The organism is Pseudomonas sp. MCal1 (assembly GCF_026341415.1).
GTDB lineage: Bacteria > Pseudomonadota > Gammaproteobacteria > Pseudomonadales > Pseudomonadaceae > Aquipseudomonas.
Genome location: NZ_JAKUMP010000012.1, coordinates 181,197 through 205,738 on the forward strand (window position 1 = coordinate 181,197; position 24,542 = coordinate 205,738).

Genomic DNA, 24,542 nt, shown 5'->3' on the forward strand with positions numbered 1-24,542 from the left:
GGTTGTTCAGGACGCCAGGCTCTTGCGAAACCGTGCCAGGGCGATGAAAAAGAACAGCAAACCGATGACGACCAGCGCCAGCAAGTCAGGCCACACCACGCTCAGCCCGGCGTCGCGGAACAGGATCGCGGTGCCGAGGCTGACGAAGTGGGTGGACGGTGACCCTTGCATGACCCATTGCAACCACTGCGGCATGCTGTCCAGCGGTGTACTGCCGCCGGACAACAGCAACATCGGGATAATCACCGGGATGGCCAGCAGGCCGAACTGCGGTGTCGAACGCGCCAGCGTTGCCAGAAATATGCCCAGCGCGGTGCTGGCGAACAGATAAACGGCCGTAACCAGCAAGAACAGGCTCAATGAGCCGGATAAAGGTACGCCCAACGCACCTTTGACAATCACTTCCAGGGACAGCCAGGTGCATAGCACCACCACCAGCAGATTGCTCCAGACTTTCGCCAGCATGATTTCCAGTGCGGTCAGCGGCAGCACCAGCAAATGATCCAGTGTGCCGTGTTCGCGCTCGCGCAGGAGCGCGGTGCCGGTCAGAACAATCGCCAGAATAGTGATGTTGTTGACGATCTGAATCACGGCCAGAAACCAACCGCCCTCAAGATTGGTATTGAACAGGGCTCGAGTCGTCAGTTGCACCGCAGACCCGGTCTGCACATCACCCTGGCCTGAGTAAGCCAATAACTCACGTTGAAATATCCGGCTGATGTAGCCGGCGCCCATGAACGCCTGACTCATGGCGGTGGCGTCGACGTTGACCTGCAGGGCTGGCTGGCGACCCGCGAGCAGGTCTGTCTGAAAACTGGCGGGGATGTTGATGACGAACGTGTATCGGCCGCTATCCATGACTTCATCCAGTTGCTCGTAGGGCAGCGGTACCGGCGTCTGGAATTCCGGAGGTTGCAGCGCCTCGGCCAATTGGCGCGAAAGGGCGCTGTGATCCTCGTCGACAATCGCCACGCTGGCGTTATGCACACCGATCACCGAACCGGCGGCTGGCATATAGATGGCCACGGTGAAGGCATAGAACAGGAACAGCAGTAGTACGCTGTCATGGCGCAGGCTCGTCAGCTCCTTGAGGCCCAATCGCAGGATATGTGCGAGCTTGTGCATCAGGCCTCCTGCTTTTTCAGCATGATCAGGCTCAAACCGGTGAACCCGATAAAAAAGCCGCCCAGCGCCAGGCATTGTGGCCAGAGCTGGCGCAGGTCCAGAGCTTTGGTGAACGTTCCTACGGCGATGTCGAGGAAGTGACCGGCCGGAAACAGCACGCCCATCACGGCGGCGGCCCCTTCCAGCGAAGAACGCGGCACGATCAGACCCGAGAACTGAATGGTCGGCAGGCTGGTGATGATCATGGTGCCGAGGATCGCCGCAATCTGTGTTCGGGTGAACGCTGAAATCAGCAGGCCCATGCTGGTGGTGGCCAGTACATACAAAAGCCCGCCGAACGCAAGGGTCGGCAGGCTGCCCTTGAAGGGCACGCCGAACAACCAGCGATTCATGGCCGTGAGCACGGCGAGGTTGACCAGGCTGACCAGCAGATAAGGCATTTGTTTGCCCAGGAGGAATTCGAGGCGGGTCAGGGGCGTGGCGTAGAAGTTGGTGATTGAGCCCAGCTCTTTCTCGCGCACGATGCCGAGCGCCGTCAGCATCGCCGGAATGAAGGCCAGAATCAGCGCCATCACGCCGGGACCGATGGCATTGACGCTGACCACATCCTGGTTATAGCGAAAGCGGGTCTGCAGCGTGGCCGGGGCTGACAGGGTCAAGGCCGGGCTGCTTTGTTCGGCAAGTTGCTCAAGATTGGCCAGATGAACGGCCTCGACGTAGTTGCGACTGGTCTCGGCGCGAAAGGGCATGCCGCCATCCAGCCACGCCGCGACCTCCGGCCGATGCCCGGCGTACAGGTCGCGGCCGAAGCCGGGCGGGATCTCCAGCGCCAGTTTGATTTCCGAACGTTGCAGCCGACGGTGCAGAGCCTGTGGATCTTCGATGGGCGGCTGTTCGGCGAAATAGCGGGAGCCGCGAAAGGCCTCCAGATAGGCGCGGCTTTGTGGCGTTTGATCCTGGTCATACACGGCAAAGGCCAGGTTCTCCACATCCAGGGAAATCCCGAAGCCAAAAATCACCATCATGAAAATCGCACCCAGCAGTGCAAACGCCATGCGCACTTTGTCGCGGACCAGCTCTTTGCCTTCGCGGCGAGCCACTGCCGTCAGACGACCGAAACTGAAAACCCGTTCCTTGACGGAACCGGCCGGCGCTTTCGGGGGCGGTGACGGCTCGGGGGGCGGGGCGGTTTCGGCGTCGCCCTGAGCCTGTTCAAGGCAGGTCACGAACGCTGCCTCCAGGGACTTGCCGCCAAACTGTTGTTGCAGTGCCGTCGGCGTGTCACAGGCCAGCACTTTGCCCGCGTGCATCAGCGAGATGCGGTCGCAACGCTGAGCTTCGTTCATGAAATGGGTGGAGAGGAAAATGGTCACGCCTTGATCACGGGACAGCTCGATCAACAGGCGCCAGAAATCGTCTCGCGCCGCGGGATCAACTCCGGAGGTCGGCTCATCCAGAATCAGCACTTCCGGGCTGTGCAAGACCGCCACCGCCAGTGACAGGCGCTGGCGTATTCCCAGCGGCAAGGCCCCGGACGATTGATTGGCGACACCGTGCAGATCGAAGCGTTGAATCAGCGCGTCGATGCGCTGGGCGCTCTCGGTTTTCGGCAAGTCGAACAGGCGCGCGTGCAGTTCAAGGTTCTGCCGGACGCTGAGTTCGCCATACAGCGAAAAGCTCTGAGACATGAATCCGACCCGTTTGCGCGTGGCCAGATCCTTCGCATCCACCGGATTGCCCAGCAGCGTTGCGCTACCTTCGCTGGCAGGCATCAGTCCGGTCAGGACTTTCATTGTGGTGGTCTTGCCGCAGCCATTGGAGCCAAGGAAACCGAAAATCTCGCCTCGCCCGATGGCGAAGCTGACGTGATCCACGGCCGTAAAGTCGCCGAAACGCAACGTCAGGTCATGAGCTTCGATGGCAATATCGGCGTTGCCAGTGCGAGGCGGGATCTGCAGTGGTTGAGTGGTGTGACGGCTGTCACCCTGGAAATGAGTGAAGGCGTCATCCAGCTTGCCGCTGGGCGTGACAGCGGCCAGTTCGCGGCTCAAACCGGTGGCGATCATCCGCCCGCCGTCGAGCATCAGGCAATGCTCGAACTGCTCTGCTTCCTCCATGTAGGCCGTGGCGACCAGCAGGGTCAGCTGCGGTCGTTGGCGTCGAACATCGTCGATCAACTCCCAGAACTTGCGGCGTGAAAGCGGATCGACGCCGGTGGTCGGCTCGTCGAGGATCAGCAGATCCGGTTCGTGGATCAGTGCGCAACACAGTCCGAGTTTCTGTTTCATGCCGCCGGAAAGTTTGCCGGCTGGTCGATCGGCGAACCTCAGCAGATCGGTCGCGAGCAACAGGTTGTGCAGGCGCTGGGCGCTTTCGTCTGCAGAGAGGCCGAACAAGGTGGCGAAAAAATGCACGTTCTCGCGGATCGACAGTTCCGGGTACAGGTTGCCGCCCAATCCTTGCGGCATGAAAGCGATGCGCGCGTACAGCGTGTTGCGGTGGCTGCGATCCTGGATCGGACCGCCAAGCACTTCCAGTTGCCCTTGCTGAAGGGTTTTCACGCCCGCAATCAGCCCCAACAGACTGGATTTGCCTGCGCCGTCGGGGCCGATCAAGCCGCAGCGGGTACCGGTCGGCAGGTCGAACGCAATGCCATTCAGGGCTTGCCGCTCGCCATAGCGGTGAGTGATGGCGTTCGCGTGAACCGCGACGCTGTTCATTGCAGATTGGCCGGCCAGTCGATCGGCGCGGTGCGCACATAGCCCGCGCCGGGCATGCCGGGCTTGGCCTGGGGGACGTCGCCAGGTCGGGTCAGGCGCAGCTTGACGCGAAAGACCAGTTTTTGTCGCTCGTCGCGGGTTTCGACCTCTTTGGGTGTGAATTGTGATTTGGCCGCCACGAAACTGACTTTCGCCGGCAAGGCCTGATCGGGCAGGGCGTCGAGCAGGATCCGCGCTTCATCGCCGACCGCCAGACGCCCGGCGACGGAAGCCGACAAGTAAAGATTCATGTATTGGTCGCCGGGATCGATCAGCAGCAGGACTCGGCCGCCGGCACCCAGCACTTCGCCGGGTTCGGCCATGCGCAACTGGATCAGCCCGTCGATCGGCGCGCGCAGACGGCTGTCATCGATCTCGCTGGCCAGTTGCGCAACCTGGGCCTGGGCTGCACCGATGGCCGCGCTGACTGCAGCGACCTGCGCCCGGGCTGCAGTCACAGCAGCGTTAGCGGTGCCGATCCTTGATTGCAATTGATCGATGACCTGCGCGCTGACAAAACCGTGCTTGAACAACGACTGCGAGCGGCCAAGTTCTTGCTGGGCCAGCAGTTGCTCGCTCAGGCGTAACTGCACGTTGGCCTGGGCGGCGGCGAGGTTCTCGCGGGCGCGGATAACCTCGGCTTCGGCCTGATTACGCTGGGCCTCGAGGGTTCGGGTGTCCATTCGCGCAAGCAGTTGCCCTTTGCTGACCTTGTCGCCTTCGTCGACCAAGACCTCGGCGAGACGTCCCGGGGTCTTGCTGGCGATCTGCACTTGCGTTGCCTCAAGTCGCCCGTTTGCGCTGTGGAGCCCCTCGGGAAGGCGGTTGCTCATGGACTTCCAGTAGCCGAAGCCTCCGGCCGCCATCAACAACAGAATGAGGGCGCCGGCGTATATCAGAGAGGAGCGTCGATGCGTTGACATGAGGGCATCCTGCGTCTTGGGCGTTCAGTCTGACGGGTTAAGCGATGGCATCGCTTGATGTCGGTCAAATGTCGGCGAAGCAGCAGCGCTGAGTCATGTCAGCCGCAAGGGCCGAGGTCTCTCAGCGCAAACCGAGTACTGCCGCCCACTGCTCGGCCGTCACTGGCATCACCGACAGTCGCGAGCCCTTTTGTACCAGCGGCATTTCGGCCAGTGCGGTCTGCTGTTTCAGATAATCCAGCTTCAAGACCCGGCTGAACGTCTCCACATGGGCGACGTCAATCGCGCTCCAGGCGTTTTTCTCTGGCGTGGCTTTCGGGTCGAAATAATGGCTTTGCGGATCCATTGCGGTGGGATCCGGGTACGCGGCCTGAATGATTTTGCCGATCCCGGCAATTCCCGGCTCCGGGCAGCTGGAGTGGTAGAAAAAGAATTCGTCCCCTACTGCCATGGCCCGCAAGAAATTACGTGCCTGATAGTTGCGAACCCCGTCCCAGCGCGCTTTACCGAGCTTTTCCAAACCCTTGATCGAGAGCTCGTCGGGCTCGGATTTCATCAGCCAGTAGGCCATGGTGTGTGCTCCTCAAGCGGTCGTTGGGCAGGTTGTCGGGCAATTTTATGACAAACCGACGGTCGGTTGACGTCAGCATTTGCGCAGCGGTTCACGTTGTCGCAAAATGCCGGCCTTTAAAGCTTGACGCTGCTGCACGGCCTACGAATGGAAACCGCTGCTGTCATCGTGATGATGTGCCTTGAGGGGGGCAATCGATGAAACGCAAACCGGATTTGCTGTGGACTTTGGTTATTTTGTTCGGTCTGGGCGTCGTGACCACCGGTTATGCGCAAAGTCTGTGGGCCAACAAGGCCGATGCTCCGATTGAAGTGGCGCAACAAGTACAACAGTCGACAGCCTTCAAACGCTGAAACTGCCTTTTCGACGCCGCTGATCCGCGCGGCGTCTATCCCGCGAAATACCATGCCTTGTCTGTCACCGTTCCCTGCAACGGTACATCCCAGCTCGCTTGCGCGAGACGTCCGACTTTCTGACATTCATGGGCCAGACCCAGCAGTGTAGGCTTGCGCCAGTTCTGGCGTCGGGCCAGATACGCCAGGCTGCGGTCGTAGAATCCGCCGCCCATGCCCAGGCGCCCGCCGACATCGTCGAATCCCACCAGTGGCAACAACACCAGATCCAGTGCCCAGACCTTGCGCTGACGGGCCAGATTGGCGCGCGGCTCAAGGATGCGAAAACGGTTGGGCTTGAGTTTTTCGCCTGGGCGGATCTGTTGAAAGACCATTTTGGTCCTCGGCCAGGCACTGAGCACCGGGAGGTAGGTTTTCTTGCCACGCCGCTGGGCTGCGCGCAGCAACAGGCGCGGGTCGATCTCACCGTCGGAGGGCAGGTACAGGGAAATGTGTTTGGCCCGGCGAAAGTGCGGGTCTTGTGCCAGTTGCTTGTACAGGCCTTCGGCGGCCTGGCGTTGCTGGCTCGGCGTCAGAGAGCGGCGGGCCTTGCGCAGCAGGCGGCGCAGTTGGGGGCGGGGCAGCAACGCGGGTTCGGTCATGGTTCGGCTTCGGCAGGGTGGGACGAAAACGTACGCATAAAAAATCCGATGCCGGCATGCACCGGCATCGGATTCGAATCAGGCTCCCCGGATGAGCCGCTGTCGACTTAGCCCTTGAACCCGAGAGTTCAAGGTGGAGGATGCAGTAGGCTTTAAGGCTTTCCGTCTGGCGGACATGCACACCAGCCCAACGTGCAACCCCCAGGGTAGTGCAAATCGGCTCAGGGACATCGTCAACTGGCAAGCACCCCAGGGAGTGCGGCGAGTATAACTCAAGCGGCCTGGTGAATCAGCCCTTGCTGATGTCCGGATCGTCGGCCAGCACCAGATCGACACGATCGAGCAAGTCACGCACCTGTTCACGGGTCGAACCGCTGGCCTGGATGTCCGGACGCTCTTCTTTGTGCAAGAGATCGTGGGTGATGTTCAGCGCGGCCATCACGGCGATGCGGTCGGCGCCGATGACTTTGCCGCTGCTGCGAATCTCGCGCATCTTGCCGTCCAGGTAGCGGGCGGCGCTGATCAGATTGCTGCGCTCTTCCTGGGGACAGATGATCGAATACTCTTTGTCGAGGATCTGCACGGTAACGCTATTGCTTGAACTCATGAGTCTTGCTCCAGGGCCTTGAGGCGCGAAATCATCGATTCGACCTTACGCCGGGCGATTTCGTTTTTTTCAATGAGGTGCGCGCGTTCCTCGCGCCAGGTCTTTTCCTGAGCAAGTAAGAGTGCATTTTGACTTTTTAGTTGCTCGACTCGGGTAATCAGCAGTTCGAGTCTGGCCATCAGCGCTTGCAGGTCGGTGTCTTCCATTGTGTCCACTGATTCGGTCTGATGGGTTTGGCTGGCGGACAGCCTTTAATGGTCTTGGCGAGTCTGTCGATGTAGGATACAAGGCCTTCATTCTAGACATAGCGCCGTCTGGCGCCTAGCTGCCCATGCCCATTCAGAATTCCCCGTACCAAGGCTTTGCCACCCTGCTCAATTCCAGCGGTCACTCCGTTTCGCCTGCCGAACTGCACGGCCTGTTGCTGGGTCGCAGTTGCGCCGGCGCCGGCTTCAATGCCGAAGAATGGCTGATCGATGCTGCCGAGCTGCTCGAAAGCGAGCCGCAGGACAACGTCCGCAACGCGCTGATCGGTCTGCAGGAGATGGTCAAGAGCGAACTCACCGGCGACGATATCACCGTGGTTCTGCTGCTGCCGAACGATGACGCTCCGCTGACCGAGCGCGCCGCCGCGCTGGGCGAATGGTGCCAGGGCTTCCTCACCGGTTTCGGCCTGAACTGCCGCGACAGCAGCATGCTGAGCACCGAAGCCACCGAAGTGTTGCAGGATCTTGCAGCAATCTCCCAGGTGCAAGACGCACTGGAAGAGTCCGAAGACGGCGAAAGCGACTATATGGAAGTCATGGAGTACCTGCGTGTAGCGCCGCTGCTGCTGTTCTCCGAAACCAAAAAGGCCGACGTGCCGCCAGCGGCCAAGCCGTCGCTGCACTGATCGCGTGCCAGGGAAAGCCATCTGCCCATGATCCATATCCCGAAAGCGGAATACGCCCGGCGCCGCAAGGCGCTGATGGCGCAGATGGAACCCAACAGCATCGCGATCCTGCCTGCCGCCGCGGTCGCCATCCGCAACCGCGACGTCGAGCATGTCTATCGCCAGGACAGCGACTTCCAGTACCTCAGCGGTTTCCCCGAGCCACAGGCGGTCATCGTCCTGATGCCCGGTCGCGAACACGGCGAGTACGTGCTGTTTTGCCGTGAACGCAATGCCGAACGCGAACTCTGGGACGGTCTGCGCGCCGGCCAGGAAGGCGCGATTCGCGATTTTGGCGCCGACGACGCTTTCCCCATCACCGATATCGACGACATCCTGCCGGGCCTGATTGAAGGCCGCGACCGGGTGTATTCGGCCATGGGCAGCAACCCGGAGTTCGACCGCCACCTGATGGACTGGATCAACGTGATCCGTTCCAAGGCGCATCTCGGCGCCCAGCCGCCGAACGAATTCGTTGCCCTGGATCACCTGCTGCACGACATGCGTCTGTATAAATCGGCGGCAGAAGTGAAGGTGATGCGCGAAGCGGCGCGGATTTCCGCCCAGGCCCACATCCGGGCAATGCAGGCCAGCCGTGCCGGCCTGTACGAGTACAGCCTCGAAGCCGAGCTCGATTACGAGTTCCGCAAGGGCGGGGCGAAAATGCCGGCCTACGGTTCGATCGTCGCTGCCGGGCGCAACAGCTGCATCCTGCATTACCAGCAGAATGACGCGTTGCTCAAGGACGGCGATCTGGTACTGATCGACGCTGGCTGCGAAATCGACTGCTACGCCAGCGACATCACCCGCACCTGGCCGGTCAACGGCAAGTTTTCCGCCGAGCAGAAAGCGATCTACGAATTGGTATTGGCCTCGCAGGAAGCAGCGTTCGCTGAAATCGCTCCGAACAAACACTGGAACCAGGCGCACGAGGCCACGGTTCGGGTCATTACCGCCGGGCTGGTGAAGCTGGGGCTGTTGCAGGGCGAAGTCGACGAATTGATCGCCTCCGAGGCCTACAAGGCGTTTTACATGCACCGCGCCGGCCACTGGCTCGGGATGGATGTGCATGACGTCGGCGAGTACAAGGTCGGCGGTGAATGGCGGGTGCTGGAAGTCGGCATGGCGCTGACCGTGGAGCCGGGCATCTACATCGCCCCGGACAATCAGAACGTAGCGAAAAAATGGCGCGGCATTGGCGTGCGCATCGAGGATGACGTGGTAGTGACCAAGAGCGGTTGTGAAATCCTGACCGGCGGCGTGCCGAAAACCGTCGCCGAGATCGAAGCCCTGATGGCGCAAGCACGGACCTGCGCGGCATGAGCCGGGTCAATCTGGCAATCATCGGTGGCGGTCTGGTCGGCGCCAGTCTGGCGTTGGCCTTGCAGGCCGGGGCCAAGGCCCGTGGCTGGAAGATCGTGCTGATCGAACCGTTCGCCCCCGGGAACACCTGGCAGCCAAGCTACGACGCGCGTTCCTCGGCGCTGTCCTTCGGCTCGCGACAGATTTATCAGCGGCTGGGTGTGTGGCAGGAAATCTCCCGCCGCGCCGAGCCGATCAAACAGATTCACGTGTCCGACCGTGGGCGCTTTTCCACCGCCCGACTGTCGGCGATGGAAGAGGGCGTTCCGGCACTTGGTTATGTAGTGGAAAACGCCTGGCTCGGTCAGTGCCTGTGGCAGCACCTCGACAAAGATGTGATCAGCTGGCGCTGCCCGGCAGAAGTCTCCCGCATGGAACCGTTGCCGGACGGCTATCGCCTGACCCTCAACGATGAGACCACGGTCGAGTGCGATCTGGCGGTGCTCGCCGATGGCGGCCGTTCCGGTCTGCGTGAGCAACTGGGCATCAACGTACGCAAGCGCCCCTATAACCAGAGCGCACTGATCGCCAACATCACCCCGAGCGAAGCCCACAACGGCATGGCGTTCGAGCGCTTCACCGACGAAGGCCCGATGGCGCTGCTGCCGCTGCCGGAAAACCGTTGCGCGCTGGTCTGGACCCGTCTGGGCATGGACGCGCAACGTCTGGCGGACCTGAGCGAGCGGGATTTCCTCAGCGAACTGCAAGGCGTGTTCGGTTATCGCCTCGGCACCCTGAAACAGGTCGGCGCACGGTATCTGTACCCGCTGGCGCTGGTGGAAGCCGAAGAGCAGGTGCGTTCGCATCTGGCCGTTCTCGGCAACGCCGCCCACAGTCTGCACCCGATTGCCGGGCAGGGTTTCAACCTGTCCCTGCGCGATGCCGATGCGCTGGCCGCCGCGCTGCTGACCAGCGACAAACCGCTGGGGGATTTCGCCACGTTGCAGGCTTATCGCGAGCGTCAGCGTCTCGATCAGGACCTCACCGTCGGCTTCTCCGATCAGGTCACGCGGCTGTTCGGCAGTACCCAGCCGCTGGTATCACTGGGACGCAACATCGGCCTGCTCGGCCTCGATCTGCTGCCGCCGGCCAAACGCTGGTTCGCCCGTCAGGCCATGGGGCTGGGGACGCGGCCGGATGCGTGAGTGGCTGATCAGACGGTTTGGCAAGGCGCGGCTGATGCGCTGGATCATGACGTTCTACCCGCCGTACTTCGGCGCGGGTGTCCGGGTGAAGCACATCAGCGATGACTTTCGTGACATTCAGGTCTCGATGGGCCTGGGCTGGTACAACCGCAATTACGTCGGCACCCAGTTCGGCGGCAGTCTGTATTCGATGGTCGATCCGTTCTTCATGTTGATGCTCATGGAAAACCTCGGCTCGCGGTACATCGTCTGGGACAAGGCCGCCGACATTGATTTCATAGCGCCAGGCAAAGGTCCGGTGTTCGCCCGGTTCCACATCGACGACACGTTGCTCGACGAGATCCGTCGGCAGACCGCCAGTGGCGAAAAGTACCTGCCGCAGTTGCAGGTCGATATTCATGACGGCGCCGGCAACCTGGTGGCGCGGGTCGGTAAAACCCTTTACGTGCGGCTCAAGCCGCCAGCGAGACAGGCTTAAAGCATGGAAATGCGCGCGGATGTGCTGATTGTCGGAGCCGGAATGGTCGGCAGTGCCCTGGCGCTGGCGTTGCAGGGCAGCGGACTGGAAGTGCTGTTGCTCGACGGCAGCCCGTTGAGCGTCAAACCCTTCAATGGCGATGCGCCGTTCGAGCCACGGGTGAGCGCACTGTCGGCGGCCAGCCAGCGCATCCTCGATCGCCTCGGCGTGTGGGACGGCATCGTCAACCGACGCAGCAGCCCTTACACCGACATGCACGTCTGGGACGGCAGCGGCACCGGCCAGATTCACTTCTCGGCCAGCAGCGTACACGCCGATGTGCTCGGGCATATCGTCGAAAACCGCGTGGTTCAGGATGCCTTGCTCGACCGTCTGCACGATTGCGACATGGGCCTGCTGGCCAACGCGCGGCTGGAGCAGATGCGCCGCTCCGGTGACGACTGGCTGCTGACCCTGGCCGACGGCCGCACTTTGCGCGCACCGCTGGTGATTGCGGCGGACGGGGCCAATTCCGCCGTGCGCCGTCTGACCGGCGTCGCCACCCGTGAGTGGGATTACCTGCATCACGCCATCGTCACCAGCGTGCGCAGCAGCAAACCGCACCGGATGACCGCGTGGCAGCGTTTCACCGATCACGGGCCGCTGGCGTTTCTGCCGCTTGAGCGTAACGGTCAGCAGGACTGGTGCTCGATCGTCTGGTCGACCACGCCGAGCGAGGCCGAGCGATTGATGGCGCTGGATGAAGCGGATTTCTGCCGTGAGCTGGAGCGAGCGTTCGAAGGCTGCCTTGGCGAAGTCATCAGCGCCGACCCGCGCCTGTGCGTGCCGCTGCGTCAACGCCACGCCAAACGTTACGTGGCCGAAGGCCTGGCGCTGATCGGCGATGCGGCGCACACCATTCACCCGTTGGCGGGGCAGGGCGTGAACCTCGGCTTCCTCGATGCCGCCGTGCTGGCTGAAGTGCTGCTGCAAGCGCACGAACGCGGCGAACGCCTGGCGGACGTGAAAGTCCTGAGCCGCTACGAGCGCCGGCGCATGCCGCACAACCTGGCACTGATGGCGGCGATGGAGGGGTTCGAGCGGTTGTTCCAGGCCGATCCGTTGCCATTGCGCTGGTTGCGCAACACCGGCCTGAAAATCGTCGAGCAGATGCCAGAGGCCAAGGCGTTGTTCGTGCGTGAAGCATTGGGGCTGACCGGGGACCTTCCAGTCCTGGCTAAACCTTAGTGCTCTATTGAGGCTGACGGCGCCGGAAGTTTCGGGCTGTGCAACATCTGGTAACTCCTTGGGAAAGTGTTCGATTGAGCTCGCAAATGTGAGTCCTTATCATTTGGGCCACTTTTCCCGACCGAGAGACCGCTCCCATGTTGGCATCCAAGCGTGTTCTGACCGCACTGGCCCTGACCCTGATCGGCAGCACCGCCGCCCAGGCCGCCGACGAGGTGGTGGTCTACTCCTCGCGTATCGATGAACTGATCAAACCGGTGTTCGATGCCTACACCGCCAAGACCGGGGTGAAGATCAAGTTCATTACCGACAAGGAAGCGCCGCTCATGCAGCGGATCAAGGCCGAAGGCGAGAACGCCACCGCCGACCTGCTGCTGACCGTCGATGCCGGTAACCTCTGGCAGGCCGAGCAGATGGGCATTCTCCAGCCCTTCACCTCGAAAACCATCGACGCCAACATTCCCCTGCAATATCGCTCGTCCAGCCACGCCTGGACCGGCCTGAGCCTGCGCGCGCGGACCATCGCCTATTCCACCGAACGGGTGAAACCGGGTGAACTGACCACTTACGAAGCATTGGCCGACAAGAACTGGGAAGGCCGCCTGTGCCTGCGCACGGCGAAGAAGGTCTACAACCAGTCGCTGACCGCCACCATGATCGAAGTGCACGGCGCCGAGAAGACCGAGAAGATCCTCAAGGGCTGGGTCAACAACCTGTCCACCGACGTGTTCTCCGACGACGTCGCGGTGCTGGAAGCGATCAACGCCGGCCAGTGCGACGTCGGCATCGTCAACACCTACTATTACGGGCGCCTGCACAAGCAGAAGCCGGAACTGCCGGTGAAACTGTTCTGGCCGAACCAGGCGGATCGCGGTGTACACGTCAATCTGTCGGGTATCGGCCTGACCAGACACGCACCACACCCGGAAGCGGCCAAGGCGCTGGTCGAGTGGATGACCACGCCTGAAGCGCAGAAGATCTTTGCCGATGTGAACCAGGAGTTCCCGGCGAATCCGGCGGTGAAACCTTCGGACGAAGTGGCGGCTTGGGGGGAGTTCGTGGCTGATACGCTGCCGGTTGAAGTGGCGGGCAAGCGTCAGGCTGAAGCGATCCGGATGATGGATCGGGCGGGTTGGAACTGAGTTTTCACTTTTTTTGATCATTCCCACGTCGAACCGACTGCGTGGGAATGCAGGCCCCCGACGCTCTGCGTCGCATCAACGATAGCGTGATGCGGAGCGTCACAGGATGTGTGCCCACGCAAAGCGTGGGCACACACATTTGAATGAGACTGTTTCATTGGCCCACCCCGCCCAACGCCGCTGGTACCCCATCGTCTTCGCCATCGCCGCGTTGGTGTTGCTCCCTCTCAGCGTGCTCCTGCTCTCATGGCAAACCATCGATCAGCAGATCTGGTCGCACCTGTGGGAAACCCAGATGCCGCGCCTGCTGGGCAATACGCTGACACTGGTCTTCGGCGTCGGTGTCGGTGTGACGCTGATCGGCGTGAGCCTTGCCTGGCTCACCAGCCTCTGCGAATTCCCCGGACGACGCTGGCTCGACTGGGCGCTGATGCTGCCGTTCGCCATCCCGGCCTACGTGCTGGCGTTCGTCTTCGTCGGCCTGCTGGACTTCGCAGGTCCCGTGCAGACCCTGCTGCGCGAATGGTTCGGCAGCGGCCTGCGCCTGCCGCGAGTGCGCTCTACCGGTGGCGTGATTCTGGTGTTGGTGCTGGTGTTTTATCCCTACGTTTACCTGCTGGCGCGCACCGCGTTCCTGGCGCAGGGCAAGGGCTTGATGGAAGCCGCGCGAGTGCTCGGCCAGTCGCCGTGGCAGGCGTTCTGGCGCGTGGCGTTGCCGATGGCGCGGCCGGCCATCGGTGCCGGTGTGGCGCTGGCGTTGATGGAAACCCTGGCGGATTTCGGGGCGGTCTCGGTGTTCAACTTCGACACCTTCACCACCGCGATCTACAAGACCTGGTACGGCTTCTTCAGCCTGCCGAGCGCCGCGCAACTGGCCAGCCTGCTGTTGCTGGTGGTGATGCTGGTGCTGTACGGCGAACGTCGCGCGCGCGGCGCCAATCGGGCAAGCAACGAGCGACCACGGGTCAAGGCGCTGTATCACTTGCGCGGGCCAAAGGCCTGGGCGGCGAGCGGCTGGTGCGGTCTGGTGTTCGCCTGTGCGTTTGTCATTCCGGTGCTGCAACTGGTGGTGTGGTTCTGGCAGCGCGGGCGATTCGATCTGGATGAGCGCTACGCCGGGCTGATTCTCCACACGTTATATCTGGGCGGCATGGCGGCGCTGATCACGGTCGGCGTTGCGATGTTGCTGGCGTTCGCCCGGCGTCTGGCGCCAACCCGGACGATCAACTCTGCGGTCGGTCTGGCCAATCTCGGTTATGCCTTGCCGGGCTCGGTGCTGGCGGTGTCGATCATGCTTGCGTTCAGTTATCTGGATCGGGAGTTGGTGATTCCACTGTCCGGCTGGCTTGGCGGTGCGGGCAAACCCTTGCTGCTGGGCAGTCTGGCGGCGTTGCTGCTGGCGTATCTGGTGCGGTTCGTGGCGGTGGCCTATGGGCCGCTGGAAAGCAGTCTGGCGCGTATACGGCCTTCTTTGCCTGAAGCGGCACGCAGCCTGGGTGTCAGTGGGCCGCGACTGTTTTTCAAAGTGTATCTGCCGCTGTTGCTGCCCGGCACGCTCAGCGCCGCGTTGCTGGTGTTCGTCGATGTGCTCAAGGAAATGCCCGCGACCCTGCTGATGCGCCCGTTTGGCTGGGACACGCTGGCGGTGCGGATCTTCGAAATGACCAGCGAAGGCGAATGGGCGAGGGCGTCGCTGCCGGCATTGACCCTGGTGCTGGTCGGTCTGTTGCCGGTTGTCGGACTTATTCGCCGCTCGGCGCATCGAAACACTTAGTAGTGAGTCCTGAATCATGCGGCTACAATGCGCGGCATTCGGTGCGGTCCGTCTGACAGACCCTGTCGCTGAAATCGGCTGAAAGCCCTTTTTTACGGGGTTTTCCGATCCGTGCAGCAGCGTTCCGCACCTTCGCCACGCCCGGAAGGAGAAACCCATGGGACAGCGTACGCCTCTGTATGACCTGCATCTCGCCCTTGGCGCGAAGATGGTCGATTTTGGCGGTTGGGACATGCCCCTGCATTACGGCTCGCAGGTCGAGGAGCATCACGAAGTGCGTCGCGATTGCGGGGTGTTCGATGTTTCCCACATGACCGTGATCGATGTCACCGGCCCCCAGGCCAAGGTCTGGCTCCAGCATTTGCTGGCCAACGACGTCGAACGTCTGCACAGCCCCGGCCGTGCGTTGTACAGCACCATGCTCAACGAGCGCGGCGGTATCGTCGACGACATGATCGTCTACCGTCTCGAGGACGGTTATCGCCTGGTGGTCAACGCCTCCACCCGCGATCAGGATCTGGCCTGGATGCAGGCACAGTTGGGCAGCTTCGATGTGCAAATGCACGAACGCTCCGAGCTGGCGATGCTCGCCATTCAAGGCCCCCATGCCCGGCACAAGATTGCCGAACTGGTGACCCAGTCCCGCGCCAATCTGATCCAGATGCTCAAGCCTTTTGAAGGCCACGTCGACGGCGACTGGTTCATTGCGCGCACCGGCTATACCGGTGAGGACGGTCTGGAAATCGCCCTGCCGGCCGATCAGGCTCCGGGATTTTTCAACGATCTGGTGGGCGCCGGCATTTCTCCCATTGGCCTCGGCGCTCGCGACACCTTGCGGGTGGAAGCGGGGATGAACCTCTACGGTCAGGACATCCATCAGGACGTTTCGCCACTGGCCTCGAACATGGCCTGGAGCATCGCCTGGGAACCGGCCACGCGCCGATTCATCGGACGTGATGCGCTGGAAGCGGAAAAAACCGCCGGCGTGCAGCACAAACTGGTCGGCCTGGTGCTTGAGGAACGCGGGGTTTTGCGTGCGCATCAGGTGGTTCGTATCGCAGATGTTGGCGAAGGAGAGATCACCAGTGGTAGTTTCTCTCCTACGCTTAGCAAGTCGATTGCCCTGGCGCGTGTACCGATGGCGACTGCCGACCGCGCCGAAGTGGAAATCCGTGGCAAGTGGTATCCGGTACGCGTGGTCAAACCGACCTTTGTCCGTCACGGCAAAACCTTGATCTAAACCTTTTCCGGCGGGCACGACCGCTGACAATTTCTTGAGGACACCGAGCATGAGCAACATCCCAGCTGAACTGCGTTTTGCCGAAAGTCATGAATGGGCGCGCCTGGAAGCCGACGGCACTGTCACCGTGGGCATCAGCGATCACGCCCAGGAAGCGTTGGGTGATGTGGTGTTTGTCGAGCTGGCAGAAGTGGGCAAGGTGTTCGCCGCCGGTGATGCCGCCGGCGTCGTCGAATCGGTCAAGGCTGCTTCCGACATCTATTCCCCGGTTGGTGGCGAAGTGATTGCCGTCAACGAAGACCTGGCCGGTTCGCCGGAAGAGCTGAACAACGATCCGTACGCCGCGTGGATCTTCAAGCTCAAGCCAAGCGACAAGTCCGAGCTGGACAAACTGCTCGACGCTGCCGCCTACAAGGCCGCCATCGGCGAATAAGCTGCAGGCCAGATCCCAAGGCCCCGACCCGTCGGGGCTTTTTTCTGCCCGGGACTTTTGCCGTCGGGGTGGCTGCTATGCTGGTTTGACCGTGTTGCATTGACGCCGAGCCGCCAGCCAAGAGAGAGCCCGTCATGTCCCAGTTGCCATCCCTGAGCCAGTTACGCGATCCCCATGCCTTCCTGCGCCGCCACCTCGGCCCGGATGCCGCCGAGCAGCAGGCGATGCTCGACAGCCTCGGCCTCGGCAGCCGGGTCGAACTGATCGAACAGACCGTGCCGCCGGGCATTCGCCTCAACCGCGAGCTGGACCTGCCGCCGGCGCTGGACGAACAGGCGGCGCTGGCCAAGCTGCGCGGTTATGCCGAACAGAATCAGGTCTGGACCAGCCTGATCGGCATGGGCTACCACGGCACCCTGACGCCGACCGTCATCCTGCGTAACGTGCTGGAAAATCCCGGCTGGTACACCGCCTACACGCCTTACCAACCGGAAATCGCCCAGGGCAGGCTCGAAGCGTTGCTCAACTTTCAGCAACTGACCATCGACCTCACCGGCCTTGAACTGGCCAACGCCTCCCTGCTCGATGAAGCCACTGCCGCCGCGGAAGCCATGGCTCTGGCCAAGCGGGTGGCGAAGTCAAAAAGCAATCTGTTCTTCGTCGACGAAAACTGTCATCCCCAGACCATTTCCGTGGTGCAGACCCGCGCCGAAGGCTTCGGTTTCGAGCTGATCGTCGACACTGTGGATAACTTGAAGCAGCACCAGGTGTTCGGCGCGCTGCTGCAATACCCCGACACCCACGGCGAAGTTCGCGACCTGCGGCCGCTGATCGACCACCTGCACGCGCAGCAGGCGCTGGCCTGCGTGGCGGCGGATCTGCTCAGCCTGTTGCTGCTGACCCCGCCGGGCGAACTGGGTGCGGACGTGGTGTTCGGCTCATCCCAGCGCTTCGGTGTACCAATGGGTTATGGAGGCCCGCACGCGGCGTTTTTCGCCAGTCGCGAGGAATACAAACGGGCAATTCCCGGGCGGATCATCGGCGTGTCGAAAGATGCCCGTGGCAACGTCGCGCTGCGCATGGCCCTGCAAACCCGCGAGCAGCACATTCGCCGGGAGAAAGCCAATTCGAACATTTGCACCGCCCAGGTGTTGCTGGCCAACATCGCCAGTTTCTATGCGGTCTATCACGGCCCGGAAGGACTGAAACGAATCGCCCAGCGCGTGCACCGGCTGACCTGCATTCTCGCCGCCGGACTTGAACGCCATGGCATCAAGCGCCTCAACGAACACTTCTTCGACACCCTCACGCTGGACGTCGGCGGGGCGCAAACCGCGATCATTGAAAGTGCCCGGTCCGCGCAGATCAACCTGCGCATCCTCGGTCGTGGCCAACTGGGGCTGAGCCTCGACGAGGCCTGTGATGAAACCACCGTGGCCAGGCTGTTCGATGTGCTGCTGGGCGCCGATCACGGGTTGAGCGTCGATGATCTCGACGGCGAAACGCTGGTCTCCGGCATTCCCGACACGCTGCAACGCAGCACGCCGTACCTGCGCCACCCGGTGTTCAACGCCCACCACAGCGAAACCGAGATGCTGCGCTACCTCAAGCAACTGGAAAACAAGGATCTAGCGCTCAACCAGTCGATGATCCCGCTGGGCTCCTGCACCATGAAACTCAACGCCACCAGCGAGATGATCCCGATCACCTGGCCGCAGTTCGCCAATCTGCACCCGTTCGTTCCCCGGGAGCAGGCTGTCGGTTACACGCTGATGATCGAAGAGCTGGAGCGCTGGCTGTGCGCGATCACCGGGTTCGATGCGATCTGCATGCAGCCCAACTCCGGCGCCCAGGGCGAGTACGCCGGGTTGCTGGCGATCCGCAAATACCATGAGAGCCGCCAGCAGGGCGGGCGGGATATTTGTCTGATTCCTTCCTCGGCCCACGGCACCAACCCGGCCTCGGCGCAGATGGCCGGGATGCACGTGGTGATTGTCGAGTGCGACGAGGCCGGCAACGTTGATCTGGAAGATTTGAAAGCCAAGGCGTCCGAGGCTGGCGCCAGGCTGTCGTGCCTGATGGCGACCTATCCGTCGACCCACGGCGTGTACGAGGAAGGCATCAACGAAATCTGCGAAGTTATCCACAAGCACGGCGGCCAGGTGTACATGGACGGCGCCAACCTCAACGCCCAGGTCGGGCTGGCGCGGCCGGCGGACATCGGCGCCGACGTATCACACATGAACCTGCACAAGACCTTCTGCATTCCCCATGGCGGAGGCGGGCCGGGCATGGGGCCGATTGGCGTGCGTGCGCATCTGGCGCCATTTGTTGCCAACCATCCGGTGATTCCGATCGACGGGCCGCAACCGCAGAATGGAGCGGTCAGCGCCGCCCCATGGGGCAGTGCGAGCATTCTGCCGATCAGCTGGATGTACATCGCGATGATGGGGCCGCAACTGGCGGACGCCAGCGAAGTGGCGATCCTCGCGGCGAATTACCTGGCGCAGCACCTGTCCGGCGCTTTCCCCGTTCTGTACACCGGGCGCAACGAGCGGGTCGCCCACGAATGCATTCTGGATCTGCGGCCGCTCAAGGCCGCCACCGGCATCAGCGAGGAAGACGTCGCCAAACGCCTGATGGATTACGGCTTCCACGCGCCGACCATGTCGTTCCCGGTGCCGGGCACCCTGATGGTCGAGCCGACCGAAAGTGAGTCCAAGGCCGAACTGGATCGCTTCATCGGCGCCATGCTGAGCATCCGCGCAGAAATCACCGAGGTGCAGAACGGCAACTGGCCGGCCGAAGACAACCCGCTCAAGCGGGCGCCACACACCTTGGCCGATATCACCGGCGTGTGGGATCGGCCTTACAGCATCGAGCAGGGCATCACGCCGGATGCTCACACCAAGGCGCACAAGTATTGGCCGGCGGTGAACCGGGTCGATAACGTCTACGGCGACCGCAACCTGTTCTGCGCCTGCGTGCCGGTGGACGATTACCGCTGATCTTTCGCGTATGCCTCGACCGTGGGAGCGGGTCAGGGCGAACCGGAAACTGCGGGCACAAAAATGCCGCTCGTGTGAGCGGCATTTTTGTCTGTCCGGAAAGTTATTCCGACGCCACGGCGTTCTTCGCCAGAATCGCGTTCGCCAGTTCCATGTCCGTTGCCTGCAGGCCCGGATTGTCGGCGCGGACTTTCTGCATCGCCGCTTCCAGGTACGGGCCACGGATACCGCCGTCACTGGCGACGAAGCTGCCGGCATCGTCCTGGGCGGCAACGATCAGTTTGTGATCCTTGAAGGTCAGGTAGGTCGAGCCGGTGGTGGCACCGGACGAAATGACGTTACGCCAAAAGCTGTCGGCCATTGCCGAACCAACAGGCAGAGACAGCAGGGCAAGGGTGGCGACAGCAAGTTTGAGATGCATGTTGGGTGACTCCACTGGTGTTGAATAACCGGTTGGATCGCCGTTTCCCCGATCCGGTTCCGTGAGCGGCTATTTCTGCTCGCTCTGGGGTGTCACCCGCAACACTTCCTCAAGGGTTGTCAGCCCTGCCGCGACTTTCTGTGCGCCGGACAATCGCAGGCTGCGCATGCCTTCCTTGAACGCCTGCCGGCGGATCGCGGTGAGATCGGTGTCGGTGCTGATCAAGGCCTTGAGGCTGTCGCTCAGTTGCATGATTTCGTAGACCCCGGCACGACCGTGATAACCGGTGTCGCGGCATTCCAGGCAACCGATGGCCCGTTGCGCATTGCCCGGCAGCGGCGCCTGCCACGGCCGGGTCAGGGTTTGCCAGTCTTCTTCGTCCAGAGTCAGCGGCGCCTTGCAGTGCGGGCACAGGGTTCGTACCAGTCGCTGCGCCATCACCCCGAGCACGGTGGCCTTGATCAGGTAATGCGGCACGCCGAGTTCCAGCAGGCGGCTGATGGCGCTCGGCGCATCGTTGGTGTGCAGGGTCGAGAGCACCAGGTGCCCGGTCAATGCCGCCTGGATTGCCATTTCGGCGGTCTCTAGGTCACGGATCTCGCCGATCATGATGATGTCCGGATCCTGCCGCATCAGCGCGCGCACGCCGGCGGCGAAGGTCAGGTCGATGTTGTGCTGGACCTGCATCTGGTTGAACGCCGGCTCGACCATCTCGATCGGATCCTCGATGGTGCAGAGGTTGACCTCCGGGGTCGCCAGTTTTTTCAGTGTGGTGTAGAGCGTGGTGGTCTTGCCCGAACCGGTCGGGCCCGTGACCAGAATGATGCCGTTGGGCTGGCGGGTCATGTCCTGCCAGCGCCGCAGGTCGTCGGCGGAAAACCCGAGCTGGTCGAAATCCTTGAGCAGCACCTCCGGGTCGAAGATCCGCATCACCATTTTTTCGCCGAACGCGGTGGGCAGGGTCGACAGGCGCAGCTCGACTTCGCCGCCGTCCGGGGTCTTGGTCTTGACCCGGCCGTCCTGGGGTTTGCGCTTCTCGGCAACGTTCATCCGGCCGAGGCTTTTCAGGCGGCTGACGATGGCCATCGTCACCTGCGGCGGAAATTGATAGACGTTGTGCAGCACGCCGTCGATGCGAAAGCGCACCGTGCCTTGCTCGCGCCGGGGCTCAATGTGGATATCGCTGGCCCGCTGCTGGAAGGCGTACTGGAACAGCCAGTCGACGATATTGACGATGTGGGCGTCGTTGGCGTCGGGTTCCTGATCGCTGGCACCGAGATTGAGCAGTTGCTCGAAGTTGCCGAGATTGCCGCCCTGCGCATCGGCATTGCTGGCGCCGCTGACCGATTTGGCGAGACGAAAGAACTCGACGCTGAAACGCTGAATGTCGGCGGGGTTGGCCACCACCCGTTTGATCGGCAGTTTCAGGACGTGAGTCAGATCCGCCTCCCAGCCGCTGACGTAGGGCTGGGCGCTGGCCACAGTGACCGCGTCGCGGTCGACCGACACCGCGAGGATCTTGTGGCGCTGCGCAAACGCATAGGACATCAGCGGTGTGATGGCGGCGACGTTGATCTTCAGTGGATCGATCCGCAGATACGGCTGGCCGGCCTGCTGCGCCAGCCACAGGGTCAGGCTTTCCAGGTCGAGGTGTTTGCCCGGACGGCTGAGGTCGTCCAGTTGCTGGCTGGCGATGAATTCCAGCGGGTGCTTCTGACCGTGGGCGGCATGCCGGCGCCGGGCATTCAGCGCCTGCTCGGCCGAGTCCTGGCAGATGAAACCCTGGGCGACCAGTTCACGCAGTACCTCATTGAGATCCAGCCAGCGGTCCTGAGTGGCAAGTTGAACGGGCATGCGGACTCCTTTTGAACGACAGTGCGCAAAGGATAGTCGTGGCCCCGCCGACCGTTGGGCCACTACCCGACGAAGACGTTTCGGCTCTTGTCAGCCGGTCGCCTGCGCCGGCGCATCCCACGCCGCGTCGGGGTTTTGCAGGTTTACCGAGCAGACGCTGATCAGGTTACGAAGTTTTTCCGCGATCACCTGGGCGCGGTGCCAGCTCAGGCCACCCATGACGATGTCGATCGATAGCAAATCGTCCATTCGCTGGACATTGACCTGTTCCGGGGTGAGGAACTGCAAGCCGAACAGGTTCAGCACCCGCACCAGCACATCCGGCTCGGCCTCGGCCAGGATCCGGTATTGCGCAAGGCAATGAGGGTTGCTGGCGTTCCACACATCGGCACGGGGCGCGGGGGTGTTGACGGCTTCGAGGTGTGGCATGGCAGGTCTCCGGAGTCAGTGGAGAAATTTTTACATTCGATGCCGGGCATTTCTTATCTAAGATGAGCCGATTCCGCGATTGATCGGCTGGATCAATTCGCTATTGGCTGATTCCGAGGATTATTTATGCACAGTGAGCTGGACAGCTACGACCGACGCATTCTCGCGTTGCTGCAAGAGGACGCTTCCCTGTCCAGCGCACAGATTGCCGAACAGGTGGGTCTGTCGCAGTCGCCCTGCTGGCGGCGAATTCAGCGGATGAAGGAGGAGGGGATCATTCGGGGTCAGGTGACTTTGCTCGATCGCAAGAAGATCGGCCTGAACACGCAGATCTTCGCCGAGATCAAACTCAACGCCCATGGGCGCTCGAACTTCACTGAGTTCACCGAGGCGATTCGCGGCTTTCCCGAAGTGCTGGAGTGTTATGTGCTGATGGGGGCGGTGGATTTCCTGCTGCGGATCGTCGCGGCGGATATCGAGGCGTATGAGCGATTCTTCTTCGAGAAGCTGTCGCTGGTGCCGGGGATTCAGGAAGTGAATTCGATTGTGGCGTTGTCGGAGATCAAGTCGACGACGAGCCTGCCGGTACTGCGCTGATTTGATGATCGTTCCCACACTCTGCGTGGGAATGCAGCCCGGGACGCTCCGCGTCCCAAAGCGGACGCAGAGCGTCCATTGAGGCATTCCCACGCAGACGGTTCGACGCCTCGACGTGGGAACGATCACAGTCTGCTGGCGATGGCGGTGTTACATGCGCAGCAGCATTTTCCAGGCGCGATTCTGGTACACCGCAATCGCCTGATGCTTGCGTGCATCGAGCAGTTCGTCAGTGATGGTCGGCTCGTTGGCCAGTTGCGCCAGTTTGTTCAGCTCGCCGTACAGACGATCCATTTCCGGGATGTCCAGCACGTTGCGCGCGTGGTGCAGCCAGACCTGGATGCGCTCGATGCGCGGCAGTTGCTCGGCCAGATCTTCCGGTTGCTGCTGATAACGCTGCAATTGCAGCGAAGTGGCTTCTTCGCCCAGCAGGCGCGGCAGCCAGCTTTGCAACTGCGCGGCACCCTGGCGATTGCCACGGGTGTTGCGGTCAGCCGTCCAGGTGCGGGCCAGCAACCAGCGCGAAGCGTTCAGCGAGAACAGGCCCCAGCGCGGGTCTTCCAGTTCTTCGAGGAACTGCTCCGGCGCGGCTTTGCGCACGTCTTCGTCTTCGATGCCGACCTGTACCAGCGGGCGCCAGTCTTCCAGCAGTGCATCCAACGCAACGCGCAAGTCGTGGGTCGACTGACGGGGCGCGGCCTGGCCGAGGCTGCTCAGCAGGGCGCGCATTTCCGCAAGGTTCTCGACCCAGTCCTGCAGCAGGCGCCAGTGACCGTTGAAACGATACTGTTCGGCCAGACGTTGACTGCTGCCGAGCAAGTGCCAGGCCAGGGCGGCGAAGGCGTCGTCCAGCGGCGTTTCGGCGGTAATGACCGGCGCCGGCAGGCTCAGCGAGTAGCTGTTGGCGTCGTACAGGCGATAACCGCGCTCGGCCTTGCTGATGTCGCACGGCATCAGGGCCAGGGTTTCGGCCAGTTCGGCGGCCAGTTCCAGCAGTGCGGCAGGTTCGCCTTCGCGCAGTTCCAGTTCCAGCTCGCAGATTTCTTCTTTCTGCTTGCCGACCACCACGTGGCCCAAGTCCAGCGCGGCTTCGATGACCACTTTGGTCTTGCCACGGCCCCAGGCGATTTCGGCGCGTTCGCGGACGAAATCGGTGGTGAAGATCGGCTTCAGGGTTTTCTTGTCCAGCTCGGCAAGGGACTCGGGCCAGCACTCGCCGTCGAGTTTCTTCACGTCGAGCTTGGCTTTGGGCAGGTGCCAGTCGTACTCGTTACGCTCGGACAGGCCGGCGACGCTCTGGCCACGGGTCTTGAGGGTCTGAATCACTTCTTCGCCGTCCTTGCGCAGGCGCAGGGCAACTTTGGCCCGGGCCAGGTCACGCTCGGGCGTGTCGAAGTATTGATTCATCAACTCACGGCGTTCCCAGCCACTTTTGTTGCGTTTTTTCAGGAGAGGGTGCTCGCGCAGGGCGGCGAGGGTTTCGCGGCTGACGCGGAGTTTGATTTCGGTTTCTTTCTGCATG

Annotated in this window: 23 protein-coding genes and 1 other RNA gene; 12 read left to right on the plus strand and 12 right to left on the minus strand. The window is 62.1% G+C overall.

Features of this window, described 5'->3' with window-relative positions:
- Nucleotides 1–6: 6 nt before the first annotated feature.
- From MKZ87_RS20765 to MKZ87_RS20780, 4 genes are all read right to left on the minus strand, one after another.
- Nucleotides 7–1,125: an ABC transporter permease gene (locus MKZ87_RS20765; RefSeq protein WP_266201914.1), complete on the minus strand. Its 1,119-nt coding sequence runs from the start codon at nt 1,123–1,125 to the stop codon at nt 7–9.
- Complete coding sequence (gene rbbA / locus MKZ87_RS20770) at nt 1,125–3,845, minus strand: ribosome-associated ATPase/putative transporter RbbA (RefSeq protein WP_266201915.1); 2,721 nt, start codon at nt 3,843–3,845, stop codon at nt 1,125–1,127. The genes MKZ87_RS20765 and rbbA overlap by 1 nt, the downstream gene beginning before the upstream one ends.
- Nucleotides 3,842–4,807, minus strand: coding sequence for an HlyD family secretion protein (locus MKZ87_RS20775; protein WP_085696899.1), 966 nt, complete (start codon nt 4,805–4,807; stop codon nt 3,842–3,844). The genes rbbA and MKZ87_RS20775 overlap by 4 nt, the downstream gene beginning before the upstream one ends.
- 121 nt (nt 4,808–4,928) lie before the next feature.
- Nucleotides 4,929–5,378, minus strand: a complete 450-nt coding sequence (locus MKZ87_RS20780; protein WP_085696900.1) for an EVE domain-containing protein — start codon at nt 5,376–5,378, stop codon at nt 4,929–4,931.
- Between the two features lie 197 nt (nt 5,379–5,575).
- On the opposite strand from MKZ87_RS20780, the gene MKZ87_RS20785 reads away from it, so the two are divergent.
- The gene (locus tag MKZ87_RS20785) at nt 5,576–5,731 is read left to right on the plus strand and encodes a hypothetical protein (protein WP_007911192.1); all 156 of its coding nucleotides are present in this window, start codon (nt 5,576–5,578) and stop codon (nt 5,729–5,731) included.
- Between the two features lie 35 nt (nt 5,732–5,766).
- Here MKZ87_RS20785 and MKZ87_RS20790 read toward each other — a convergent pair whose 3' ends face one another.
- The 4 genes from MKZ87_RS20790 to MKZ87_RS20805 all read right to left on the minus strand — a co-directional run bounded on the left by MKZ87_RS20790 (nt 5,767) and on the right by MKZ87_RS20805 (nt 7,185).
- On the minus strand, nt 5,767–6,372 hold the full coding sequence (locus tag MKZ87_RS20790) for a 5-formyltetrahydrofolate cyclo-ligase (protein WP_266201916.1): 606 nt from the start codon (nt 6,370–6,372) through the stop codon (nt 5,767–5,769).
- 80 nt (nt 6,373–6,452) lie between these two features.
- Nucleotides 6,453–6,631, minus strand: a non-coding RNA gene (ssrS, locus tag MKZ87_RS20795) — 6S RNA.
- Between the two features lie 30 nt (nt 6,632–6,661).
- A complete protein-coding gene (locus tag MKZ87_RS20800) occupies nt 6,662–6,979 on the minus strand; it encodes a cell division protein ZapA (protein ID WP_007951811.1) in 318 nt (105 codons plus the stop codon).
- Nucleotides 6,976–7,185: a TIGR02449 family protein gene (locus MKZ87_RS20805; protein WP_007940359.1), complete on the minus strand. Its 210-nt coding sequence runs from the start codon at nt 7,183–7,185 to the stop codon at nt 6,976–6,978. The genes MKZ87_RS20800 and MKZ87_RS20805 overlap by 4 nt, the downstream gene beginning before the upstream one ends.
- Nucleotides 7,186–7,310: 125 nt before the next feature.
- Between MKZ87_RS20805 and MKZ87_RS20810 the strand changes: the two genes are divergently transcribed.
- The 10 genes from MKZ87_RS20810 (at nt 7,311) to gcvP (ending at nt 19,719) form a co-directional block, all read left to right on the plus strand.
- Entirely contained in the window at nt 7,311–7,871 is a 561-nt protein-coding gene (locus MKZ87_RS20810) for a YecA family protein (RefSeq protein WP_085696902.1), read from the plus strand.
- Between the two features lie 27 nt (nt 7,872–7,898).
- Nucleotides 7,899–9,233: a Xaa-Pro aminopeptidase gene (pepP, locus tag MKZ87_RS20815; protein WP_085696903.1), complete on the plus strand. Its 1,335-nt coding sequence runs from the start codon at nt 7,899–7,901 to the stop codon at nt 9,231–9,233.
- Nucleotides 9,230–10,417 (plus strand): 2-octaprenyl-6-methoxyphenyl hydroxylase, encoded by a 1,188-nt coding sequence (gene ubiH / locus MKZ87_RS20820; protein ID WP_266201917.1) that lies wholly within the window; start codon nt 9,230–9,232, stop codon nt 10,415–10,417. Before pepP ends, ubiH begins: the two co-directional genes overlap by 4 nt.
- On the plus strand, nt 10,410–10,895 hold the full coding sequence (locus MKZ87_RS20825) for a DUF4442 domain-containing protein (RefSeq protein ID WP_266201918.1): 486 nt from the start codon (nt 10,410–10,412) through the stop codon (nt 10,893–10,895). The genes ubiH and MKZ87_RS20825 overlap by 8 nt, the downstream gene beginning before the upstream one ends.
- 9 nt (nt 10,896–10,904) lie before the next feature.
- The gene (locus MKZ87_RS20830) at nt 10,905–12,122 is read left to right on the plus strand and encodes a 2-octaprenyl-3-methyl-6-methoxy-1,4-benzoquinol hydroxylase (protein ID WP_176247713.1); all 1,218 of its coding nucleotides are present in this window, start codon (nt 10,905–10,907) and stop codon (nt 12,120–12,122) included.
- A 137-nt stretch (nt 12,123–12,259) separates the two neighbouring features.
- Entirely contained in the window at nt 12,260–13,264 is a 1,005-nt protein-coding gene (locus MKZ87_RS20835) for an extracellular solute-binding protein (RefSeq protein WP_085696907.1), read from the plus strand.
- Nucleotides 13,265–13,421: 157 nt separating this feature from the next.
- Nucleotides 13,422–15,038, plus strand: coding sequence for an ABC transporter permease (locus MKZ87_RS20840; RefSeq protein ID WP_085702357.1), 1,617 nt, complete (start codon nt 13,422–13,424; stop codon nt 15,036–15,038).
- 157 nt (nt 15,039–15,195) lie between these two features.
- Nucleotides 15,196–16,278 carry a glycine cleavage system aminomethyltransferase GcvT gene (gene gcvT / locus MKZ87_RS20845; RefSeq protein ID WP_085696909.1) on the plus strand — a complete coding sequence of 361 codons (1,083 nt, stop codon included), beginning with the start codon at nt 15,196–15,198 and terminating at the stop codon, nt 16,276–16,278.
- 49 nt (nt 16,279–16,327) lie between these two features.
- Nucleotides 16,328–16,711 (plus strand): glycine cleavage system protein GcvH, encoded by a 384-nt coding sequence (gcvH, locus tag MKZ87_RS20850; RefSeq protein ID WP_085702358.1) that lies wholly within the window; start codon nt 16,328–16,330, stop codon nt 16,709–16,711.
- A gap of 134 nt (nt 16,712–16,845) precedes the next feature.
- The gene (gene gcvP, locus MKZ87_RS20855) at nt 16,846–19,719 is read left to right on the plus strand and encodes an aminomethyl-transferring glycine dehydrogenase (protein WP_085702359.1); all 2,874 of its coding nucleotides are present in this window, start codon (nt 16,846–16,848) and stop codon (nt 19,717–19,719) included.
- A gap of 103 nt (nt 19,720–19,822) precedes the next feature.
- Here gcvP and MKZ87_RS20860 read toward each other — a convergent pair whose 3' ends face one another.
- From MKZ87_RS20860 to MKZ87_RS20870, 3 genes are all read right to left on the minus strand, one after another.
- Complete coding sequence (locus MKZ87_RS20860) at nt 19,823–20,140, minus strand: DUF2388 domain-containing protein (protein WP_085702360.1); 318 nt, start codon at nt 20,138–20,140, stop codon at nt 19,823–19,825.
- Between the two features lie 69 nt (nt 20,141–20,209).
- Nucleotides 20,210–21,994 carry a GspE/PulE family protein gene (locus MKZ87_RS20865; protein WP_085702361.1) on the minus strand — a complete coding sequence of 595 codons (1,785 nt, stop codon included), beginning with the start codon at nt 21,992–21,994 and terminating at the stop codon, nt 20,210–20,212.
- 90 nt (nt 21,995–22,084) lie between these two features.
- The gene (locus MKZ87_RS20870) at nt 22,085–22,423 is read right to left on the minus strand and encodes a hypothetical protein (protein ID WP_085702362.1); all 339 of its coding nucleotides are present in this window, start codon (nt 22,421–22,423) and stop codon (nt 22,085–22,087) included.
- Between the two features lie 126 nt (nt 22,424–22,549).
- Here MKZ87_RS20870 and MKZ87_RS20875 point away from each other — a divergent pair, with 126 nt between their 5' ends.
- A complete protein-coding gene (locus tag MKZ87_RS20875) occupies nt 22,550–23,020 on the plus strand; it encodes an Lrp/AsnC family transcriptional regulator (protein ID WP_007951785.1) in 471 nt (156 codons plus the stop codon).
- A 150-nt stretch (nt 23,021–23,170) separates the two neighbouring features.
- Here MKZ87_RS20875 and MKZ87_RS20880 read toward each other — a convergent pair whose 3' ends face one another.
- Complete coding sequence (locus MKZ87_RS20880; protein ID WP_085702363.1) at nt 23,171–24,541, minus strand: inorganic triphosphatase; 1,371 nt, start codon at nt 24,539–24,541, stop codon at nt 23,171–23,173.
- Nucleotide 24,542 lies beyond the last annotated feature (1 nt).

Bases quoted from the DNA above. Each gene is read 5' to 3' on its own strand.
- MKZ87_RS20825 (WP_266201918.1), top strand. From the start codon at position 10,410: ATGCGTGAGTGGCTGATCAGACGGTTTGGCAAGGCGCGGCTGATGCGC.
- MKZ87_RS20880 (WP_085702363.1), bottom strand. From the start codon at position 24,541: ATGCAGAAAGAAACCGAAATCAAACTCCGCGTCAGCCGCGAAACCCTC.
- MKZ87_RS20870 (WP_085702362.1), bottom strand. From the start codon at position 22,423: ATGCCACACCTCGAAGCCGTCAACACCCCCGCGCCCCGTGCCGATGTG.
- rbbA (WP_266201915.1), bottom strand. From the start codon at position 3,845: ATGAACAGCGTCGCGGTTCACGCGAACGCCATCACTCACCGCTATGGC.
- MKZ87_RS20835 (WP_085696907.1), top strand. From the start codon at position 12,260: ATGTTGGCATCCAAGCGTGTTCTGACCGCACTGGCCCTGACCCTGATC.
- MKZ87_RS20775 (WP_085696899.1), bottom strand. From the start codon at position 4,807: ATGTCAACGCATCGACGCTCCTCTCTGATATACGCCGGCGCCCTCATT.
- MKZ87_RS20875 (WP_007951785.1), top strand. From the start codon at position 22,550: ATGCACAGTGAGCTGGACAGCTACGACCGACGCATTCTCGCGTTGCTG.
- MKZ87_RS20800 (WP_007951811.1), bottom strand. From the start codon at position 6,979: ATGAGTTCAAGCAATAGCGTTACCGTGCAGATCCTCGACAAAGAGTAT.
- gcvP (WP_085702359.1), top strand. From the start codon at position 16,846: ATGTCCCAGTTGCCATCCCTGAGCCAGTTACGCGATCCCCATGCCTTC.
- MKZ87_RS20865 (WP_085702361.1), bottom strand. From the start codon at position 21,994: ATGCCCGTTCAACTTGCCACTCAGGACCGCTGGCTGGATCTCAATGAG.
- MKZ87_RS20830 (WP_176247713.1), top strand. From the start codon at position 10,905: ATGCGCGCGGATGTGCTGATTGTCGGAGCCGGAATGGTCGGCAGTGCC.
- MKZ87_RS20765 (WP_266201914.1), bottom strand. From the start codon at position 1,125: ATGCACAAGCTCGCACATATCCTGCGATTGGGCCTCAAGGAGCTGACG.
- MKZ87_RS20860 (WP_085702360.1), bottom strand. From the start codon at position 20,140: ATGCATCTCAAACTTGCTGTCGCCACCCTTGCCCTGCTGTCTCTGCCT.
- gcvT (WP_085696909.1), top strand. From the start codon at position 15,196: ATGGGACAGCGTACGCCTCTGTATGACCTGCATCTCGCCCTTGGCGCG.
- MKZ87_RS20780 (WP_085696900.1), bottom strand. From the start codon at position 5,378: ATGGCCTACTGGCTGATGAAATCCGAGCCCGACGAGCTCTCGATCAAG.
- MKZ87_RS20810 (WP_085696902.1), top strand. From the start codon at position 7,311: ATGCCCATTCAGAATTCCCCGTACCAAGGCTTTGCCACCCTGCTCAAT.
- MKZ87_RS20805 (WP_007940359.1), bottom strand. From the start codon at position 7,185: ATGGAAGACACCGACCTGCAAGCGCTGATGGCCAGACTCGAACTGCTG.
- ubiH (WP_266201917.1), top strand. From the start codon at position 9,230: ATGAGCCGGGTCAATCTGGCAATCATCGGTGGCGGTCTGGTCGGCGCC.
- MKZ87_RS20790 (WP_266201916.1), bottom strand. From the start codon at position 6,372: ATGACCGAACCCGCGTTGCTGCCCCGCCCCCAACTGCGCCGCCTGCTG.
- gcvH (WP_085702358.1), top strand. From the start codon at position 16,328: ATGAGCAACATCCCAGCTGAACTGCGTTTTGCCGAAAGTCATGAATGG.
- pepP (WP_085696903.1), top strand. From the start codon at position 7,899: ATGATCCATATCCCGAAAGCGGAATACGCCCGGCGCCGCAAGGCGCTG.
- MKZ87_RS20785 (WP_007911192.1), top strand. From the start codon at position 5,576: ATGAAACGCAAACCGGATTTGCTGTGGACTTTGGTTATTTTGTTCGGT.